18 protein-coding genes are annotated in these 19,535 nt (G+C 33.4%); 6 read left to right on the top strand and 12 right to left on the bottom strand.

What is annotated here, in order from left to right; genetic code table 11:
- Positions 1-10: 10 nt before the first annotated feature.
- A complete protein-coding gene (locus GMA17_RS05010) occupies positions 11-430 on the bottom strand; it encodes a thiol-disulfide oxidoreductase DCC family protein (RefSeq protein ID WP_248399795.1) in 420 nt (139 codons plus the stop codon).
- Between the two features lie 66 nt (positions 431-496).
- Entirely contained in the window at positions 497-2,668 is a 2,172-nt protein-coding gene (locus tag GMA17_RS05005; protein ID WP_248399793.1) for a DNA mismatch repair protein MutS, read from the bottom strand.
- A gap of 135 nt (positions 2,669-2,803) precedes the next feature.
- Here GMA17_RS05005 and GMA17_RS05000 point away from each other — a divergent pair, with 135 nt between their 5' ends.
- The gene (locus GMA17_RS05000; protein WP_248399791.1) at positions 2,804-3,769 is read left to right on the top strand and encodes an alpha/beta fold hydrolase; all 966 of its coding nucleotides are present in this window, start codon (positions 2,804-2,806) and stop codon (positions 3,767-3,769) included.
- A 12-nt stretch (positions 3,770-3,781) separates the two neighbouring features.
- Here the strand turns inward: GMA17_RS05000 and GMA17_RS04995 are convergent, their stop codons facing one another.
- Entirely contained in the window at positions 3,782-5,275 is a 1,494-nt protein-coding gene (locus tag GMA17_RS04995; RefSeq protein ID WP_248399789.1) for a YfcC family protein, read from the bottom strand.
- Positions 5,276-5,340: 65 nt separating this feature from the next.
- Between GMA17_RS04995 and GMA17_RS04990 the strand changes: the two genes are divergently transcribed.
- Positions 5,341-6,006: a uracil-DNA glycosylase gene (locus GMA17_RS04990; protein ID WP_248399787.1), complete on the top strand. Its 666-nt coding sequence runs from the start codon at positions 5,341-5,343 to the stop codon at positions 6,004-6,006.
- On the opposite strand, the gene GMA17_RS04985 is transcribed toward GMA17_RS04990, so the two are convergent.
- The 6 genes from GMA17_RS04985 to GMA17_RS04960 all read right to left on the bottom strand — a co-directional run bounded on the left by GMA17_RS04985 (position 6,007) and on the right by GMA17_RS04960 (position 11,079).
- A complete protein-coding gene (locus GMA17_RS04985; RefSeq protein ID WP_248399785.1) occupies positions 6,007-6,606 on the bottom strand; it encodes a hypothetical protein in 600 nt (199 codons plus the stop codon). It lies immediately after the preceding gene.
- Between the two features lie 534 nt (positions 6,607-7,140).
- Positions 7,141-7,998 carry a substrate-binding domain-containing protein gene (locus GMA17_RS04980; RefSeq protein ID WP_248399783.1) on the bottom strand — a complete coding sequence of 286 codons (858 nt, stop codon included), beginning with the start codon at positions 7,996-7,998 and terminating at the stop codon, positions 7,141-7,143.
- Positions 7,995-8,867 (bottom strand): nucleoside phosphorylase, encoded by an 873-nt coding sequence (locus GMA17_RS04975; RefSeq protein WP_248399781.1) that lies wholly within the window; start codon positions 8,865-8,867, stop codon positions 7,995-7,997. The genes GMA17_RS04980 and GMA17_RS04975 overlap by 4 nt, the downstream gene beginning before the upstream one ends.
- A gap of 3 nt (positions 8,868-8,870) precedes the next feature.
- Positions 8,871-9,797 (bottom strand): DUF1835 domain-containing protein, encoded by a 927-nt coding sequence (locus tag GMA17_RS04970; protein ID WP_248399779.1) that lies wholly within the window; start codon positions 9,795-9,797, stop codon positions 8,871-8,873.
- Positions 9,797-10,126: a translation initiation factor gene (locus GMA17_RS04965; protein WP_248399777.1), complete on the bottom strand. Its 330-nt coding sequence runs from the start codon at positions 10,124-10,126 to the stop codon at positions 9,797-9,799. Before GMA17_RS04965 ends, GMA17_RS04970 begins: the two co-directional genes overlap by 1 nt.
- A 2-nt stretch (positions 10,127-10,128) precedes the next feature.
- Positions 10,129-11,079, bottom strand: a complete 951-nt coding sequence (locus GMA17_RS04960; RefSeq protein WP_248399775.1) for an isopenicillin N synthase family oxygenase — start codon at positions 11,077-11,079, stop codon at positions 10,129-10,131.
- Between the two features lie 126 nt (positions 11,080-11,205).
- Here GMA17_RS04960 and GMA17_RS04955 point away from each other — a divergent pair, with 126 nt between their 5' ends.
- Complete coding sequence (locus tag GMA17_RS04955) at positions 11,206-13,212, top strand: thiamine pyrophosphate-dependent enzyme (RefSeq protein ID WP_248399765.1); 2,007 nt, start codon at positions 11,206-11,208, stop codon at positions 13,210-13,212.
- A gap of 88 nt (positions 13,213-13,300) precedes the next feature.
- Here GMA17_RS04955 and GMA17_RS04950 read toward each other — a convergent pair whose 3' ends face one another.
- Positions 13,301-14,641: a dipeptidase gene (locus GMA17_RS04950; protein WP_248399756.1), complete on the bottom strand. Its 1,341-nt coding sequence runs from the start codon at positions 14,639-14,641 to the stop codon at positions 13,301-13,303.
- Between the two features lie 95 nt (positions 14,642-14,736).
- Here GMA17_RS04950 and GMA17_RS04945 point away from each other — a divergent pair, with 95 nt between their 5' ends.
- Positions 14,737-15,162: a 3D domain-containing protein gene (locus GMA17_RS04945; protein ID WP_248399754.1), complete on the top strand. Its 426-nt coding sequence runs from the start codon at positions 14,737-14,739 to the stop codon at positions 15,160-15,162.
- Positions 15,163-15,164: 2 nt separating this feature from the next.
- Here GMA17_RS04945 and GMA17_RS04940 read toward each other — a convergent pair whose 3' ends face one another.
- Complete coding sequence (locus tag GMA17_RS04940) at positions 15,165-15,719, bottom strand: biopolymer transporter ExbD (protein ID WP_248399752.1); 555 nt, start codon at positions 15,717-15,719, stop codon at positions 15,165-15,167.
- A gap of 838 nt (positions 15,720-16,557) precedes the next feature.
- Here GMA17_RS04940 and GMA17_RS04935 point away from each other — a divergent pair.
- On the top strand, positions 16,558-17,247 hold the full coding sequence (locus tag GMA17_RS04935; protein WP_248399750.1) for a hypothetical protein: 690 nt from the start codon (positions 16,558-16,560) through the stop codon (positions 17,245-17,247).
- Between the two features lie 2 nt (positions 17,248-17,249).
- Here the strand turns inward: GMA17_RS04935 and GMA17_RS04930 are convergent, their stop codons facing one another.
- The gene (locus GMA17_RS04930; RefSeq protein ID WP_248399748.1) at positions 17,250-17,831 is read right to left on the bottom strand and encodes a pseudouridine synthase; all 582 of its coding nucleotides are present in this window, start codon (positions 17,829-17,831) and stop codon (positions 17,250-17,252) included.
- 140 nt (positions 17,832-17,971) lie between these two features.
- On the opposite strand from GMA17_RS04930, the gene GMA17_RS04925 reads away from it, so the two are divergent.
- Positions 17,972-19,531, top strand: a complete 1,560-nt coding sequence (locus GMA17_RS04925; RefSeq protein WP_248399746.1) for a DEAD/DEAH box helicase — start codon at positions 17,972-17,974, stop codon at positions 19,529-19,531.
- Positions 19,532-19,535: the final 4 nt, after the last annotated feature.

Genomic DNA, 19,535 nt, shown 5'->3' with positions numbered 1-19,535 from the left:
AATAAATCAGTTAATTTAGAAACTTTGCTTGTAATTCTTTTGTAGGCAGCATACAGGCATCTTTTTTACCAAACCATTTATATCTGTTTTTAGCTATAAATTCATAAACCCAGTTTCTTAAAAAAGCTGGAATTATGAAAAAAACGGCTAATAAATTACGTGGAAATCCAAGTTTCCAAGCTATTTTGAGTGCAGCAGTAGATTTGTAGGACAGTTTATTTTCTGAAGAATAAAGCAAAATAGAATCTATTTTGCTTGTGTCAATTTTAAATTTTTCAATTATTTGTTTACCAGTTTCACCTTGTAACGGCGCAAACATAAATACATTTTGTGTATCGTGTTTTATAACATAATTAATGGCATTATTGCATAAATTGCAAACACCATCAAAGAGAATTAATTGCTTATTATCTGGTAATCCGTCTATCATATTACAAAAATACGCAAGAATTAATTATGAGAGACCAAAAAAATCATTTATACTAATTCCAACCCCTTATTTCTTAATGGCCTCTACCAGCTCCAATTGGTCCATGCTAACGTTGGTAGTAAACATACCATAATTTACAATAGCTTTATTTTTTTCAATACTATCAATGCTTCCAACGGCACGACCATCTTGCATGCGAACGCGATCCCCAATTTTTAAAATAGGCTTTGGAGCAGCGGGTTTGTTTTTTTCTTTTTCCTTGGCTACTTTTTTCTTTTTCCTAATAACAGCAACTGTTTTCTCGGCTTCTTGTTTAACTTTTTCAACTTTGGCCTTTTCAGCCTTTTGTTTTTTTACCGTTGTTTTTTTACGTTTAGAATTTTCAATTTGAACCAGTTTAAATAGTTCATTCATCAATTCGCGTTTTTGCTTATTATTGAAGTACTTCTCGGATAAATCATCAATTTTCTGACCCAAATATATGAGTCGCTGATTGCTATCATACAATTCTTGATAACTCTCTAATTTTTTCTGGATTTTTATATTTATTTCCTCTAGCTTTTCAGCTTCAGTTTGCTTCTTGCGTTCGTTTTCTTTTAAGGATTGTTCGGTTTTCTCTAATTTTGAGCGTTCCTTTTGCAGTTTGGCTATCGTTCTATCAAAACGAACTTTCCCGCGTTCAATTTTCTTTTTGGCACGATTTATTAAACTGTAAGGAATTCCGTTTTTTTGAGCCACCTCAAAAGTAAACGAACTTCCAGCCTGTCCCAATGCTAGTTTATAGATGGGTTCCAAAGTTTTCTCGTCGAACATCATATTAGCATTTTGCATATACGGTAATTCGTTGGCTAGAATTTTAAGATTGGAGTAGTGGGTAGTAATAATTCCAAATGCCTCACGATGATAAAATTCTTCTAAAAATGTTTCGGCTAACGCACCTCCCAATTCTGGGTCTGATCCTGTTCCAAACTCATCAATAAGAAATAGGGTGTTTTTATTACATTTCTTCAAGAAGTAATTCATCTGCTTTAAGCGATAACTGTAGGTGCTTAAATGGTTTTCAATAGACTGATTATCACCAATATCTGTGATAATCCTATCAAATAAAAATACATTACTACGTTCATGAACCGGAATTAAAAATCCAGACTGGAGCATAATTTGTAATAAACCAACAGTTTTCAACGTGATACTTTTTCCACCAGCATTTGGACCAGAAATAACAATAATCCGATTTTCTTGAGTTAATTTAATAGACTGGGAATATGTTTTTTCGTTTTTCTTTTTATTACTTAAATATAGTAATGGATGAAAAGCGTCTCGTAAATATAGCTCGCGGTTATCACTAATTTCTGGCAAAATAGCATCCATGGATTTGGCATATTTGGCTTTGGCAGAAATAACATCAACTTGCGTTAAAAATTCTTGATACTGCTTTAATAGAGGTAAAAACGGTCTGATGAAATCGGTTAGGGATTTTAAAATACGAACAACCTCTTCATTTTCTTCATATTCCAAATTATTTAGCTCACGTGTGTATTGCAATGTGGTTTCGGGCTCTATATAAACAATGCTTCCTGTTTTACTGCCTCCCATTATGGAACCACGCACTTTACGCCTGTACATAGCTTTAACTGCTAATACACGCTTATTATCTACTACAGATTCTCGTATATCATCCAGATATTCTAATTGATGATATGTGTGAAGTGCCGAAGAAAAACTCTGATTGATTTTCCCTTTAATTTTATTAATATCTTGTCGTAACTCAAATAATAATGACGATGCATTGTCCTTTACATCACCAAAGCGATCGATAATTGTATCAATTTCTTCAATTAACACTTTGGTCACTTCAATTTCTGAGGCAAATTCATATAAATTGGTGTAATACTCTTGAAATTTCTTTAGAAAAAGAATAATATCATTAGCCGTAATAGAAATAGATACTATTTTTTTTAAGCTATGCGCTTCTAAATAGGTGTTTTCAATTTTTAAAAGCTTTAATTCCTTGGCAATGGTTTCAAAACCATGATTGGGAATCCGGTTATCATTTATTAAAGATGCTAAATATTCATTGGTTAATACCAAAGCTTTTATAGCAGACTCTTTATTGTTTAAAGGCGCAATTTGTAATGTAGCTTCATGACCTAAAGGAGTAATACACAACTCACTTACTTGTTGTAAAACTGTAGAAAATTCAAGATCTTGGAGTGTTTTTTCGTGAATATGTATCATAAATGGTCCTTATGGAAAGGCATAACTTTTTTTTAGGATAACAAAAATACGGATTATGTTTTAAAACTAATCTAAAGTTAAAAAGTATAAGTTCATTTTATATTTATGTAGCTTTGGCTTTTTAGAAATAAATTTATGAAAATATTAAAAGCCCTAATTCTACTTATTATAGTTGTTAATTTAACATCTTGTAAAAAAGACTATTTAAAATATACGGAAAAACCGGATTATATAGCAGAACCAAATGCTAATTTAAAGCCATACTTTGATGCATATGATGCCTCTTTAAAACTGTGGGATATTCCGGTTGAAGAATTGTATATTCCGACTAGTTTTGGAACGGCCCATGTGGTTGTAAGCGGTCCTAGTAATGGCGAACCCTTGGTTTTATTGCATGGTATGAACGCAACTTCAACGAGTTGGTATCCAAATGCTAAAGCACTTTCAAAAGATTATAGACTTTTTGCAATCGATTTTATTTTGGAACCCGGAAAATCTCTTAAAACCGGAACTTTTGATGATGTTGAACAGATTGTAACTTGGTATAATGAAATTTTTGATAAGCTAAAGTTGAACGAGTTTACGCTTGTTGGTGCTTCAAGAGGTGGGTGGATTTCTATGAAAATAGCCTTGTTTAACCAAGATCGGATCAAGAAAATGGTGTTATTAAGTCCTGCACAAACTTTTATCTGGATTAGACCAAGTGCTGATTTATTGAAAAATTTAATAACCCTTTTTTCTTCGGAAGAGAAACAAATAGAACAGGGCTTAAAGTCTATGACTAGTAATGTGGCTAATATTAATAAAACGTATTTAAAACAATATTATAAATCGGAACGCAATGATTCTATAAATAAATTTGTCTTGGATATGCGCCCGTTTTCCAAGCGAGATTTTCAGTCGTTGAAAATGCCTGTATTAGTTTTAATTGGTGATGATGATGTTATTAACAACTCCAAAACCGTTCAAATGACTAAAACCTTAATCCCTAAAGGTGAAGGTGAAATAATTGGTAATGCAGGACACTTTTTAACCGTTGACCAGGCGGATGTTGTAAACACAAAAATTCTCGATTTTTTAAAAGCTGACAACACGAAATAAAGTATTTCAAGATTATAAATACACTTGAAGTGTAATAATAATCATTGTAAAAATAGTTAGTATAAGTAGTAGCGGTAAAACAAATTTTAGCCACTTGTTATAACCCACCTTAACAATGGCTAGAGAGGCTAGAATTAACCCCGTTGGATTAATAAAAGCAAATAACCCCATGCCATATTGGTAGCAGTTAACAATAATTTCCCGACCAAACCCAACGGTATCAGCCAAAGGCGACATGATTGGCATGGTTAAAACAGCCATTCCAGAAGAACTAGGAATAAAAAAGGATAGTCCACTATAAATAAATAACATGGCGTTTGCAAAAACGCCTTTATTCATACCTTCGGTTGCCGTACTTGCATGATAGAGCATGGTATCGCTAATTAATCCATCATTCATTAACACAGAAACGCCACGCGCAATCCCAATAATTAAAGCCACACCTAGTAAATCTGACGCGCCTTTAACAAAGGTTTCCACAAAAATTGTTTCTTTAATTTTTCCAATAAATCCAATTAAAATAGCTCCAACAAAAAATACCGTTGTCATTTCCAAGAACCACCATTCTAATTGAGAAACACCGTAAATCATTACAACAAAACAAAGTGTAAATACAATGAGGGTTAAACGTAGTCTAGTGGTTAATTTTAAAATGTTTTCGCTTTTAGTTCCAAAATGTGCTTCAATTTCTTCTTTTTGACTATAAATTATGGATTTAGTAGGATCCTTTTTCACTTTATTGGCATATTTTAAAATATATACAATACAAATTATAACACCTATTATTAATGTGATAACACGACCTGTTAATCCAGTTGTCCAATTAATTCCGGCAGCATCCGAAGCTATAATTGTACTAAATGGGTTAACAGTAGAAAACATAGTTCCAATGGATGAACCCAAATAAATAGTGGCTAATGGCACCATGGCATCATATTTAGCAGCTAAAAACATGGGAATTAAAATAGGGTAGAAGGCTATGGTTTCCTCGGCTAAACCAAAAGTGGTTCCTCCTAAAGCAATAAGTGTAGTAACCAATATAATTAATATATACTCATGGCCTTTAAGCGCTATGGCTAGCCAGGATATTCCAGCATCGAAAGCACCAGTATAGTTCATAATCCCAATTAATCCACCTATTATTAATACAAGAAAAATAATATCAGAAGCTTCAATGATTCCTTTGATTGGTGATTGAAAAAATTCCACCATACTTTGGGGTTTGGCCTCTACAACTTGATATGTGTTTGGAATAGAAATTGGTTTCCAAATATCACCTTCTGTAAACTTTTCTAAAGGGATATTTATATTTAAAGTTTTTAATGTTTCTTGTGTTGCTGGTAATGTTTCTGTTGTTTCTAAATGTGTTTTAGTAAAACTATTACCCGCTTTATTATAGGTTAGCGTATCATATTTTCCCGCAGGAATAATCCATGTTAGCAAGGCAACGAGTCCAGCAATAATAAGTAAAATTGTTTGTGCTGTTGGAAATTTTAAATTTTTCAAGACATATTGTTTTATGGTGCTAAAGATAATATTAATTTAGTGGTGACATAAAAAATGTTCTAAAAATGGAAGTGAAAATTCATGATAGTTGGAAACCGCTTTTACAGGCGGAATTTGAAAAAGATTATTTTAAGGTATTAATGGCTTTTGTAACATCCGAATATCAAAAAAACACCTGCTATCCGCCAGTATCTGAAATTTTTCAGGCGTTTAGTACTTGTCCATTTGAAGAAACTAAAGTTGTTATAATTGGTCAAGACCCTTATCACGGCGAAGGGCAAGCAAATGGTTTATGTTTTAGTGTCAATGAAAACACGGCACATCCTCCATCGTTAAGAAATATGTTCAAAGAATTGGAATCCGATATTAATAAACCGTATCCAGAAAGCGGCAATTTATTACATTGGGCAAAACAAGGTGTCTTGTTATTAAATGCTACATTATCCGTTAGAGCTCATGAAGCTGGTAGTCATCAAAAGATGGGTTGGGAAACTTTTACAGATAGGGTAATTAAAACTATCAGTGATAATCAGAAAGATGTTGTGTTTTTACTTTGGGGCGGGTTCGCAAAAAAGAAATCAAAATTAATTGACACCAATAAGCATACTATTCTAACTAGCGGTCATCCTTCTCCATTAAGCGCAAATAGAGGTTTTTGGTTTGGAAATAAACATTTTAGTAAAACGAATGCTATTTTAGAAGGCAAAGGCTATTCACCAATAAGTTGGTAATTAATTAACGGTAAAATAATAGCGACCCGCTGTGTCCGAAGCCATAATTTTTGAGCTTATAGAAATATGATCATTATTATAGGAATTAGTTGAAATATGGACTAATTCTTCACCCTCATTATAATAATTATGCGAACCAGATAGGTAATACTTACCAGGTTCCAAAAGCTTAATCCCAAATTTATTCCTAAAAATAGTGTTGTCCAGATTGCAACGAACAAATAAACTTTGATAATCTACTGTTGTTATACCTTCAAGAACATTTAATGCGTTTTCGTTTAATTCAATTAAAGCATACGTGCCATAGGCCGTTTCTTTATATAAATTTAAATTGTAAAAATAGAAATTCTCTTGTGAATTTAGAAGAATATAATCGGTTAGTAAAACCGTATTATTATTTACTGAAACTTGCTCATTATTAAGCATTGTTGAAATATAAATGGTATCATTAACCTGAAAATCAATGGTGTTGTTTTCTATTTGAATAATTGTATCATTTCTAACATTTGTATTGGAATACAGATAATCGTCCTCACCAGGACAACAAATAGAGGCACATAAAGAAATTCCCGTGAGAATTATAATCGATGCAATTTTCATAATGTCATTTATGAGTAGATGCAAATGTCAGGGAAAGGTTGCGTAAAAAAGAAAAATAATAATTAACTCCCTGTAGGTGCTAGTTGGGTTGATTCAGTAGAAACAACTCGGTTTTTAGTAACAACAAATGTAGGTCGGTTTTCAATTTTTTGGTTAACACGTTTCGTGGTTTTGTTACAGCTAAAAATTAATAATAAAAAATTAACTGCAACCAAAAAAGAGAGTAAAAAAGTAATCGTTAATAGCATAAGCGATGAATTTAATTGATCTCAAGGGTCAAATATAATGCATTTAACTTAAGAATTATAATAATTTTAACATTTATCGATGTAAGGTTACTTTTTAAAGACGTGATTACTAGGCGCTTTAGTCTTGTTTTATTGCGAATATGTTAAAAATTGGAAAAAATTAAACACAAATGTAAAGTTAAATTAACAAAATTTACATGAGATTCTTAAATCCGTAAAAAGTTACAATTGTTATAATTGCAAATTATTGTGCTTAAAAAACCGAATTGTAATAAACGTTTAGTTTTTAGTGTAATTTATGAACTAACCTATCAAAAGGAACCGTTTTCGAAATAATATCCAAGGCTAATAACTGCTTTTGGATTTTGTTGATAGTAGCTTCATCTATGGCACTTTGCGACCATTCCGTTAATGATAGCCACTCCTTAACATCTTCTAATTTCTGATCATAGCGTGATGCAATGACTTGATCGATATTCGGAAGTGTTTTGAAGTTTTTTGTACACTTATTTATAATATTTAAAATGGTTTGTAATTCCGCGGAATGATTTTCAATAAAATGATCACTAACAGCAATTACAAAACAAGGCCAAGGCGTAGGGCAGTTACCTAATCGTCTAAAAACGCCTTTGTCTACTATAGGTTTAGTCATAAATTTTTCCCACATAAAATAATCTGCCGAATTATTTGAAAGTGCTTCAACAGCACCTTCTAAATTTTTTACGACTTCAAAGTGTAAGTCTTTAGTAGTATCCCAATTATTATTTTGAGCATTGATATAAGCCATTAAATGCGATCCAGAACCATACCGACTAATAGCAGCTTTAGTTCCTTTTATATCATTAAGTGATTGGTATTGTGAATTTGCTCCGACATGAATTCCCCATATTAAAGGGGTTTCTACAAAGGTTTGAACAATTTTAGAAGGATTTCCCTCTATAATATCTTTAATAATTCCTTCCGTTAGAATAACAGCAATATCAATATCCCCTTTGCGTAAGGCTTTACTCATTGCTCCAGTCCCACCAGGATAATCATGCCAACGTAAATTGATGTTCTCTTGTTTATAATCGCCATTTTTCAAAGTTAAATACCAAGCCAGATTAAAATGTTCTGGAACACCACCTATTTTTACCGTTTTCATAATGTTATCATTTTATCCAAGGTGTAAATAATCAAATTCTCAACAACCTTTTTTGGGTCTTTGCTAAAAGTTCCATTGGCACGATTTGCAATTATGGCATTTAGTGATAACGCCTGATGGCCTAATAATTTTGACAATCCGTATATGGCAGATGTTTCCATTTCTAAATTTGAAATTCGATTGTTTTCAAAATCAAATGAATCCATTTTAGAATTTAAATCGGCATCCTGAACAGGCAATCGCAACACGCGACCTTGTGGTCCATAGAAACCAACAGCTGTTGCTGTAATACCTGTGAACGTTTTTTCTGAAGAAAAATGGTTTTGTAATTTGGCACTATTGGCAATAAAAAGAGGTCTGGATTTATTACTATGCCAATTTGTATGATTAATAAACGCCGTTTCAATTTCAGGATTCGTAAACTCATCTATTTGATAAAAATGAAGTAAACCAGTTAAATCTAGCCCATGGGAGCCAATAACGAAACTATCAACTGGTATGTCATGTTGTAAAGAGCCGGATGTTCCAACCCTAACAATGTTTAACGATGTTAAGTCCTTTTTTGGCTGACGTGTTTGTAAATCAATATTTACCAAGGCATCCAGTTCATTCATAACAATATCAATATTATCTGGACCTATTCCGGTAGATAAAACGGTTAATCGTTTTCCTCTATAAATACCAGTTTGCGTTTTAAATTCACGTTTTTGAGTGGTGAATTCAATAGAATCAAAATGTTTAGTAATTTTCTCTACACGATCCTGATCACCAACAAAAATTATGGTGTTTGAAATATTCTCTGGTTTTAAATTTAGATGATAAACACTTCCATCTGGATTTAATATTAGTTCAGATTCTTTTATTGGCATGTTTTATTTTTTTATAAGTTCGTTATGTTTGGTGCTGTAATAAAAATCTAATCGGTTAACACCACCAAATACCGTATTGTTGTTAATTTCTGTAGCAAAGTTTCGTAAACCAATAAGGGCTTCATGACCTTTTCGGTTTAATGTGATACTGTTTTCTGTTTCCTCAAAAAACAGGGACAATGTTTTAATTAATTCATGAATTTGAATATCACTATAGCCATAATATCCTTGAAAATTTAAGGCATAACCAACTAAATGACCTCTAGATTTAACATCTTTATCACGAACGATAGTTAAAATGTTTTTCTCTAATACGCCCAAACCACTTTTTAAATTCGGGAAGCGTTTTAAATGGGCTTTAAGGCAACTATTCAAATAAAGAAATGACGATTTTTTAACAATATATGGTTTTAGCAAATTATGATCTTTGCCACAGTATATATGCCAAACGGATCTTGCTATTTCAATATCTGAATCTTGTAGCAACACTTTTTTATCATAATGATCTAAAAGCTGGTTTGCCGTTAATTCTGATAATCCTTTTAAGTTTTTTTCACCTTCTATACGTCCGCTACAGACTAAATAGAGGGGTAAATTTACTTTCCTTTCTTGAAGTAATTTTATAACACCCAATAAATTAATATGGCAAAACAAATCATATTCAAACCAAAGAACTATTTCCGAAAACACGTCTGCTTGGTCTAAAACCGCTAATTCATTTTTTATTTCTTCTTCGTTAATCTCAATACCATACACATTTTTTAGAAACCCTTTTCGGGTATCTATAAAACGTTGTGAATCAATTTGAACAGGTGTAGGACCATCACACAACATTTCTTGCCACGTTAAAAAAGCGCCCTTAACATCCAATTCTTGTAAATAGTTTGTTAAATGCGTGCCATTAGTTATATGAAGGGAACCTCTTTTCATCAGCCTCCAACACGTTTAACTTGAAACCCTTTCTCTTTTAAAATGGTCATTATTTTATCGCGATAATCGCCTTGAATAATAATTTTATCATCTTTAAAACTGCCTCCAACACTTAAGGTTGTTTTTAGTTCTTTTGCCAAGGCCTTAAAATCTTCGGTAGCACCAGTATAACCATCAAGAATGGTTATTGGCTTACCTTTGCGTTTTTCATATTTGCATAAAATGGGATCATCTTGAATCCACAGACCTTTGCTTGTGTCTGCTGTAGCTTCAGATTCTTCTTCAATATGTTCTGGAAAAAGATTCTTTAATTGATCTTGTAAATCCATATTTACTTTTTAATTAACCCTAATTCAATAAGACGCTCATTTAAAAATTCGCCCGCCGTAATGTCATCAAATTGTTTTGGGTTATCCTCGTCAATACAACTTTCTAAAACGTCCAATTTCATATCGCTTATTGGATGCATGAAAAACGGAATGGAGTAGCGTGAAGTTCCCCAAAGTTCTCTTGGTGGATTGATAACGCGATGGATGGTGGATTTTAATTTATTATTGGTATGTCTTGATAACATATCACCCACATTTATCATTAATTCATCAGGTTCTGCAATGGCATCTAACCATTCACCTTTATGGTTTTGAACTTGTAAACCACGACCTTGAGCACCCATTAATAGTGTAATTAAATTTATATCACCGTGGGCAGCAGCACGAACTGCGTTTTTAGGTTCATCTACAATTGGTGGATAGTGGATTGGACGTAAAATACTATTTCCATTATGTATGTAATCATCAAAATAGGTTTCTTCTAATTTTAAATGCAATGCTAAAGCACGCAACACATATTTAGCTGTTTTTTCCAACATGCGGTACGTTTCTTTTCCAGCTTTATTAAACTCCGGTAGTTCTTTAACTTCTACATTTTTAGGGTATTCTGCTTCTAATTTTGGATTGTTTTCTACAAATTGTCCAAAGTGCCAGAACTCTTTTAAATCGCCTTCTTTCTTACCTTTAGCGCTTTCTTTTCCGAATGAAATATAACCACGTTGGCCACCAATGCCTTCAATTTCATATTTTTGCTTGGTTTCTAAAGGGAGTTCAAAGAAGTTTTTTACTTCTCCATATAAATTATCGACTAGTTTATCATCTAAAAAGTGCCCTTTTAAAGCAACAAAACCAATTTCTTCGTAGGCCTTTCCTATAGCATCTACAAATTGTTGTTTGCGTTTTGGGTCTTCGGATAAAAAATCTTTTAAATTAACACTTGGTATCGTATTCATAAGGATATAGTTTTTAATGCGTATGTATTACAAATGTACGAAAACATTATAAAGTTTGGAATACTATTTATTGTTAGATTGTTATTTGTAATAATCAATTTATAGTATATTTGACAAACGAATTTTATGATCAATACAGCCTCATCTATGAGTAATATAACCTATAATAAAACAGGTCTTGATAGTAGTGAGTTATTAGAACTCTATAAGCGTATGCTAAAACCACGTTTAATAGAAGAAAAAATGTTAATTCTATTACGCCAAGGCAGGGTTTCTAAATGGTTTTCAGGAATAGGCCAAGAAGCTATTTCTGTAGGTGTCACTATGGCTTTGCATTCTGATGAATACATATTGCCTATGCACAGAAATTTAGGTGTTTTCACCACGCGTGATATTCCTTTATATCGCTTATTTAGCCAATGGCAAGGAAAAGCCAATGGTTTTACCAAAGGTCGTGATCGTTCCTTTCATTTTGGAACACAGGAATTTAAAATTGTTGGTATGATATCGCATTTAGGGCCGCAATTAGGTGTTGCCGATGGGATTGCATTAGCAAGTAAATTAAAAAACACGAAGGAAGTTACAGCTGTTTTTACAGGTGAAGGAGGTACTAGTGAAGGTGATTTTCACGAAGCATTAAACGTGGCTTCAGTCTGGCAATTGCCGGTTTTATTTTGTGTAGAAAATAATGGATACGGTTTATCTACACCAACTAGCGAACAATATAATTGTGAAAACATTGCGGATCGTGGCATTGGTTATGGCATGGAGTCACACATAATAGACGGAAATAATATTATAGAAGTTTATACCAAGATGCGCGATTTAGCGGAAAGTGTTCGTCAAAATCCTCGTCCAATTTTAATTGAATTTAAAACCTTTAGAATGCGTGGCCATGAAGAGGCGAGTGGCACCAAATATGTGCCACAAGATTTAATGGATATGTGGGCGAAGAAAGATCCGTTAGAAAATTTTCAGACATTTTTGAAAGATGAAAATATTCTCACCGAAGCAAATGATTTGGAAATGAAAGAGGCTATTGTGTCTGAAATCAATGAACATTTACAAATGGCTTTTGATGAAGAGGCAATAATTCCAAATGAAAGTACGGAATTACATGACGTTTATAAAGATTTTGATTATCAGGAAATTAAACCAAATTCAAACACAGAAGAAATACGCTTAATTGATGCTATTTCTGAAGGTTTAAAACAGTCCATGGAGCGTCATGATGATTTGATTATCATGGGTCAGGATGTCGCTGAATATGGTGGCGTTTTTAAAATAACCGATGGGTTTGTAGACGCGTTTGGAAAAGAACGTGTTCGAAATACACCTATTTGCGAATCTGCTATTGTGGAAGCTGCCATGGGACTTTCTATATCTGGAATGAAAGCCGTTATGGAAATGCAGTTTGCTGATTTTGCAACTTCTGGTTTTAACCCGATTGTAAATTATTTGGCTAAATCCCATTATCGCTGGAATCAAAACGCCGATGTAGTTGTGAGAATGCCATGTGGTGCTGGCGTTGCGGCAGGACCTTTTCACTCGCAAACCAATGAAGCTTGGTTCACCAAGACACCTGGATTAAAAGTGGTGTATCCGGCTTTTCCGTATGATGCCAAAGGATTATTAGCAACTGCTATAAACGATCCAAACCCAGTTCTTTTCTTTGAACACAAAGCTCTATACAGAAGTATTCGTCAGGATGTGCCTACAGATTATTTCACCATTCCTTTTGGAAAAGCAGCACGTTTACGGGAAGGTGCTGATGTTACCATCATTTCCTATGGCGCAGCTGTTCATTGGGCTTTAGAAACTTTAAACAACAATCCAGACATTCAAGCCGACTTAATTGACTTACGAAGCTTACAACCCTTGGACACCGAAGCTATTTTTGAATCGGTTAGAAAAACAGGTCGTGCCATTATATTACAAGAAGATTCCTTGTTTGGTGGTATTGCTTCAGATATTTCATCCCTAATTATGGAAACATGTTTTGAATACCTAGATGCGCCTGTTAAGCGTGTGGCTAGCATGGAAACACCAATTCCATTTATAAATCAATTGGAAGTACAGTATTTAGGAAAAGGAAAATTTGAAACAGCCTTGAAAGAACTGTTGGCTTACTAAAAGTGTAAATAAACTTTATATAAAGAAAAACAGCATTGAAATTTCATAATTCAATGCTGTTTTTTATTATTTAATGACTCCCTTTTTTTTACGGGTTACTATGTGCTTGCATATTTTTAGCAACAGCTTGGACATCGTCTAAAACGCGTAAAAGATTCTCACTCCAAAGCTTGCTAATTTCAGCTTCGGTATAGCCACGTTTTACCAACTCTAATGTTACATTGAACGTTTCTGATGCATCGCGCCAGCCTTCAATTCCGCCACCACCATCAAAATCGCTACTGATTCCTACATGGTTTATGCCTATTTTATCAACCATATAATCTATATGATCTACAAAATCAGCAACATTTACAGCAGGAGGAAAGCCTTCAATAGTTTTAGCCTTTTCATTTGCTAGACGTACAACTTCGCCATAATATTCAAAAAATTTACCTTGGTCTTCATTGCTTAAAGCCATAACCTCGTCGCGTGATGTGTACCATTTGACACCTAACGAATCGGCTGCTTCTTTTTGAATGCTTTTTAAAGCCTCATCACGAGCCGCTACTTTTTCAGCGTTAACATAAGCATCAAGCGCTACGGCATGAACTACACCGTTATTATCTTTCATCCATTGTAATTGTTCGTCATCTAAATTTCGACTATGATTACATAGTGCTCTTGCCGATGAATGCGAGGCTATTATTGGTGCTTTAGTCAATTCAATCATTTGACGCATCGCTTCTTTTGAAGGATGAGAGACATCAATCATCATTCCTAAACGATTCATTTCAACAATCACTTCTTTTCCTAATGGACTTAAACCGTTATGAAGCCATACATCATCTTTTTCACCCGTATTACTATCGCTTAATTGACTATGACCATTATGAGCAAGCGACATATAACGACCACCTAAATCATAAAATTTCTCCACGTTTTTGATGTCTGTTCCAACAGGATAACCGTTTTCAATACCAATCATAGCTATCTTCTTTCCAGTAGCGTCAATACGTCTAACATCATCCGATGTTAGTGCCAATTCAATTTGATCTGGGGCAATATCTGTTACTAGTTTATGAATAGCATCAAATTTACCCATAGCGGTTTTGTATGCCTTGGCATACCCTTCTGCAGATAAAGTGTCTTGACCCGTATAAACAATAAACCAAGCAACATCCAATCCGCCAGCTTTCATTTTAGGAAGTGTAACTTGCGACTTTAAATCTTGAGTATAATTTATGGAGTCAGTAAAGTTATTCACATTAAAATCATCGTGTGTATCTAAAGTAATAACCCGTTTATGAATGTCTTTAGCACGTTCCATCATTTCGGGCGTTACAATTACGTCTTCATTAACCTCTGCAATAATTTGTTCTTGTTTTGGCTCATCTTTACAACTCATAACAAGTAAAAAGGATAGGCACAATAGTTGAATAGATTTCATTTGTAGTTTGTTTTAGTATCTATTGGTCAGGTTACAAAAAAGTTAGACGTGTTCAATAATCTTCAAAAAATTGTATCTTTAATCAACCAATTTCTATGAATACAAAAACGATAATCGGAATTTTACTCCTGTTGGTTTTTAATTGTAAAACGGATAAACCTTCAGAATACACATGGAAGAGTCTTCGAGTTACGGCAACGGCCTATAATTCTGTTTCTTATCAAACTAATTCTAATCCGCATATTACAGCGTTTGGTGATAGTTTAAAACCAGGTCTTAAATATATTGCTGTTTCCCGAGATTTACTTAAACTAGGATTAAAGCATAATACACCTGTTTCCATTCAAGGTTTGGAAGGTATATATTTAGTGAAGGACAAAATGCACGCACGAAAACGCAATCAAATAGATATTTATATGGGGTTAAATATTGAAGCGGCTAAAAATTGGGGACGAAAAAAAGTTGATATTGTTTATGGAATTAAGAAAGAATCAGAATTAAAACAACTCCCTGATAAATAATCTTAATTTGTTTCTACTTCCGAAATTATAAGCGGATAAGCCTTTCTAACTTCTTCTATTTCGGTTGAGGATAAATCTGATAAAGATTTTCTAAAATTATTTTGGGAATAGACTTCACGCAAATCAGTGATAGCTTTTGAAATACTATTTTGAACCTGAATAAACAATTCATAAGATGTTTGCCTATTGTGTTCCAACGAAATAATAGCTTTTTGGGGATTATCGGAAGCGGTTAAAAGTTGCTCACCTGAACAGTAACTACAAGAGTTATCCCCATTATTATTTACAAAATTTGAAACTTGTTGACTAATAGCATTCAAAGGGACTAATTTATTATTCATTAATATGTCATTCGAATTATTTAAAACAATACGTAATACGTTGTTATCAGCCGTTAGCGTTGCACAATCATTGGTAGGGCAGAAGGCAGGTAAATTTCTATTAATGCCAGCATCGGTTGAAATCGTGGTTGTTACTAAGAAGAAGATAAGTAATAAAAAAGCAATATCTGCCATGGAACCTGCATTTACGTTTTCGGAGTTTCTGTGATGTCTCATAGTGCTAACAATTTAAGAATTAGATTTTTACAAACACAAAAACAATACCACGAAAATAATTACAAAAAAAACCAGCAACTTGTGCTGGTTTTTTTTCAACTTTAACTAATTCAAACTAATGTTTATAACGTTTAATTCCGGTCCATAATGTGCCATGCTGAATGCATTTTTTCCGTATGGTAATTCTTTTTTGAGCAAACGTTATTAAGGCGTTGGAATCTCGGGAAATCTTTATTAATGCGTGCATGATATGGTGGTTTTTGCTTCTCTGCCTGTTGGCAGCATTGCTTGTTGGTTAATTCTTTAAATGATAGTACTATCTATAACGTCTTTTACTATTCCAAGTAAAACCTTTTGTACTGCTCGTTCTTTTTGATAATTGATTACTGTCTAAAGTTCTCATAATATATTTGATTTTTAATTGATTGATGAATTGTTTACCTAATTACTATCTAAAGCGTCTCTTACTGTTCCAGGTAAAGCCATTTGTAGTGTTCGTTCTTTTCGATAATTGCCATGCCTGCTGGTAGGCGGGATTGCTGTCTAAAGTTCTCATGATATTAATATTTATTGGATTTGTATACTTAATAGACGACACATAAAATATTTTGTTACAGTACTATGCATTACAAAGTAGTTATTTAACATATTTTAACATTTTATAATAGGATAAAAAGTCATTTGAATAATCTGAAAACAGCTGCCATTATTAATGTTATCCTAAATTGTAACTTATAATTTATAAATTTATCATATTTGCTATATATTTATCACGTTTATAATATTTAGGTATAGTTTTTGAATTATAAGCTCTAATAAATTTTCATGAACCTATAAAATGAATATAGTCCGTTACATCATGCTTATTGGGATTATTCTGTTAATTAGTTCGCCTATACATGCGCAAATTGATAGCAATCCCAATACTTCCACTTCCATACCTGCCATAAAAAATGATTCAGGTACTAGTGGTATTAGTATTTCTCCTATAGAAAATAACGGCTTTTCAAATCCTAATCCTGGAAAGGTAAATGGGTTAACGGTTCCCAACAACAAACCATTAAATACGGACAAAAAACAATTTTCTATGTTTGGTGAAAAGTTTGGTAATCCTGGAGAACTTTATGAAGAGCGCTTTAAAAAGCAAGAAAAAAATTTCGATAACATATTTGAGGAAAAAGTTGTAGGTTCTAAAACGGATCAATATTTAGGTGATTTTAAAACTAAATCATCACAGGTTCGCGTCCTTTATCGTGATTATGGTTCTATTGATGGTGACGTAATTCGTGTTTTTGTTGATAAAGATATTATGATGCCATATGCTGTTTTAACGGGTGACTACAAAGGTTTTGTCTTGCAGTTAAAAACAGGCTTTAATGTTATTGATTTTTTAGCTTTATCTCAAGGTGATGTTGCTCCAAATACCGCACAAGTGGTTATAATGGATGAAAATGAGGAGATTATTGCTTCCTCTGGGTGGGGACTAGCCAATGGTGTTAAAGCAACACTCATCGTTGTTAAAGAATAGTTTTATTGGATAGTTTCCAACGTTTCAACATCGCCCATTTTTAATGCTCCTAGCGTAATGGTTCCTACACGCACTCGAACCAATCGCAATGTTGGGAAGCCCACAGCAGATGTCATTTTCCGTACTTGTCTAAACTTTCCTTCAGTAATCGTTATGGAAATCCATGTAGTAGGTCCATGGCGTGCATCACGGATTTTCTTTCCACGTTCAGGAAAATCGGGCGTTGCTTCTAATATAAATGCTTTTCCAGGTTTGGTAACATACGGTTTACCGTTCACTGTAATTGAAACTCCAGTTTCTAAAATATGCATGGCTTCAGGCGTTATGATGCCATCCACTTGTACATAATATTCTTTTTCTATTTTACTACTAGTAATAAATGTACTAATTTGGCCTTCAGTAGTAAGTAATAACAAGCCTTCCGAGTTTTCATCTAAACGACCAATTGCCATGGTGCCTTCTGGGAAGTTATATAATTCACCCAATAAACGTTTGTTACGTTTTTGTTTACCATTAATAATAAACTGACTAATAAAACCATAGGGTTTAAAAAGTTTAAAATGTTGAATTGGCGAATTTGACATGTACATATAAAATAGGAAAACGCTATGAGGTCGCAAAAATAAGTTTTAAACTATGGTTGTTGAAAAAGTTTCTGTAATTATTTCTAAAAAATTCTTGAATAACCTTGAAAAGAACGTATTTTTGCGCATTGGAAAAATTTATGAGCACGAGTATTTCATTATCAGAATTAGCAGACAGAAAAGAAGGTAAAAACCTATATAGTTATCAAAAAGGGGCTATCAACAAGATTTTTAAAAGTTTTGAAGAAGCACCTGAAGACTACCATTTACTATATCAACTACCAACGGGAGGTGGTAAAACCGTTATTTTCTCGGAAATAGTAAGACAGTATTTAAAACACCACAAAAAGAAGGTATTGGTAATGACTCACCGAATTGAGTTGTGCCGTCAAACCTCTGGTATGCTTACCGAGTTTGGTGTGGAGAATAAAGTAGTTAACAGTAAAGCCAACCTGGACGACCAAGCACAATACAGTTGTTTTGTTGCTATGGTTGAAACATTAAATAACCGTTTAAACGAAGATAAACTGGATATTTCAGATATTGGTTTGGTTATTATTGATGAAGCTCATTATAACTCGTTTACAAAACTATTTAAGTTTTTTGAAAAATCCTTTATTTTGGGCGTTACAGCTACACCTTTAAGTTCCAACATTAAATTACCAATGAAGGACAATTACGATGAATTAATTGTAGGTGAGAGCATTGAATCCCTTATTGAAAATGAATTTTTAGCAAAAGCGGAAGTCTACAGTTATAATGTAGGATTAACATCTTTAGTTGTTGGTGCTAATGGTGACTATACGGTAAAATCTTCTGAAGATTTATACACCAATAATGATATGCTTTCCAAGTTACTTCAAGCTTATGAAGAGCGTGCAAAGGGAAAGAAAACCTTAATTTTTAATAATGGTATTAATACATCCTTGCATGTATATGACACCTTTAGAATAGCAGGATATCCCGTAGCACACTTGGATAATACAAACACCAAAAAAGAACGCAAAAAAATATTAAAATGGTTTAAGGAAACACCGGATGCAATTTTAACATCAGTTAGTATCTTAACCACAGGGTTTGATGAGCCAACCGTTGATGCCATTATTTTAAATCGTGCCACAAAATCCCTTACCTTATATTACCAGATGATTGGTAGAGGTTCGCGAATATTAAAAAATAAGAGCAAGTTTACGGTATTAGATTTAGGCAACAATTTACATCGTTTTGGTCCTTGGGGAGCAGATTTAGATTGGCATCGTATTTTTAGATCGCCAAATTTCTATTTAGATGGTATTTTAGCGGATGAAGAAATTGAGGAAAATTTCAGATATGAAATGCCGGATGATTTGCGTGAAGCATTTGCCAAGTCAGAAGACGTTTATTTCGATATAAAAAAAACATATATAGCAGCGGTAAGAGCTGGTGAATCCTCCAAAGTAGTTCTTGAACGCTCCATAGAACATCATGCAAAAATTTGTGTGGAAAACAGTGAGGATTTATGGGATGCATTAGATTTAGCAAAACAACTAGGTGATGATATTGATTATCGCATTCACCGCTACACGAAGTGTATTAGCAAGAGTACCTTTAATTTTGTGGAATGGTTAAAGGATGATTATCGTAAAAAATTACGGGCTTATTTGCGTAGTAATTTTGATGAAGTATATCTAAAAGTTCATGGAAAACCGCCTGAAGATTAGCGTG

It is taken from the genome of Bizionia sp. M204 (genome assembly GCF_023205095.1).
GTDB classification, from domain to species: domain Bacteria; phylum Bacteroidota; class Bacteroidia; order Flavobacteriales; family Flavobacteriaceae; genus Algorimicrobium; species Algorimicrobium hallyeonense.
The sequence above is the reverse complement of the archived record's forward strand: the minus strand, read 5'-3'. Positions and strand labels throughout refer to the sequence as shown.

What these genes read in the sequence shown, in the direction of transcription:
- GMA17_RS05010 (WP_248399795.1), bottom strand. Translation starts at nt 430, where the DNA reads ATGATAGACGGATTACCAGATAATAAGCAATTAATTCTCTTTGATGGT.
- GMA17_RS05005 (WP_248399793.1), bottom strand. Translation starts at nt 2,668, where the DNA reads ATGATACATATTCACGAAAAAACACTCCAAGATCTTGAATTTTCTACA.
- GMA17_RS05000 (WP_248399791.1), top strand. Translation starts at nt 2,804, where the DNA reads ATGAAAATATTAAAAGCCCTAATTCTACTTATTATAGTTGTTAATTTA.
- GMA17_RS04990 (WP_248399787.1), top strand. Translation starts at nt 5,341, where the DNA reads ATGGAAGTGAAAATTCATGATAGTTGGAAACCGCTTTTACAGGCGGAA.
- GMA17_RS04985 (WP_248399785.1), bottom strand. Translation starts at nt 6,606, where the DNA reads ATGAAAATTGCATCGATTATAATTCTCACGGGAATTTCTTTATGTGCC.
- GMA17_RS04980 (WP_248399783.1), bottom strand. Translation starts at nt 7,998, where the DNA reads ATGAAAACGGTAAAAATAGGTGGTGTTCCAGAACATTTTAATCTGGCT.
- GMA17_RS04975 (WP_248399781.1), bottom strand. Translation starts at nt 8,867, where the DNA reads ATGCCAATAAAAGAATCTGAACTAATATTAAATCCAGATGGAAGTGTT.
- GMA17_RS04970 (WP_248399779.1), bottom strand. Translation starts at nt 9,797, where the DNA reads ATGAAAAGAGGTTCCCTTCATATAACTAATGGCACGCATTTAACAAAC.
- GMA17_RS04965 (WP_248399777.1), bottom strand. Translation starts at nt 10,126, where the DNA reads ATGGATTTACAAGATCAATTAAAGAATCTTTTTCCAGAACATATTGAA.
- GMA17_RS04960 (WP_248399775.1), bottom strand. Translation starts at nt 11,079, where the DNA reads ATGAATACGATACCAAGTGTTAATTTAAAAGATTTTTTATCCGAAGAC.
- GMA17_RS04955 (WP_248399765.1), top strand. Translation starts at nt 11,206, where the DNA reads ATGATCAATACAGCCTCATCTATGAGTAATATAACCTATAATAAAACA.
- GMA17_RS04950 (WP_248399756.1), bottom strand. Translation starts at nt 14,641, where the DNA reads ATGAAATCTATTCAACTATTGTGCCTATCCTTTTTACTTGTTATGAGT.
- GMA17_RS04945 (WP_248399754.1), top strand. Translation starts at nt 14,737, where the DNA reads ATGAATACAAAAACGATAATCGGAATTTTACTCCTGTTGGTTTTTAAT.
- GMA17_RS04940 (WP_248399752.1), bottom strand. Translation starts at nt 15,719, where the DNA reads ATGAGACATCACAGAAACTCCGAAAACGTAAATGCAGGTTCCATGGCA.
- GMA17_RS04935 (WP_248399750.1), top strand. Translation starts at nt 16,558, where the DNA reads ATGAATATAGTCCGTTACATCATGCTTATTGGGATTATTCTGTTAATT.
- GMA17_RS04930 (WP_248399748.1), bottom strand. Translation starts at nt 17,831, where the DNA reads ATGTCAAATTCGCCAATTCAACATTTTAAACTTTTTAAACCCTATGGT.
- GMA17_RS04925 (WP_248399746.1), top strand. Translation starts at nt 17,972, where the DNA reads ATGAGCACGAGTATTTCATTATCAGAATTAGCAGACAGAAAAGAAGGT.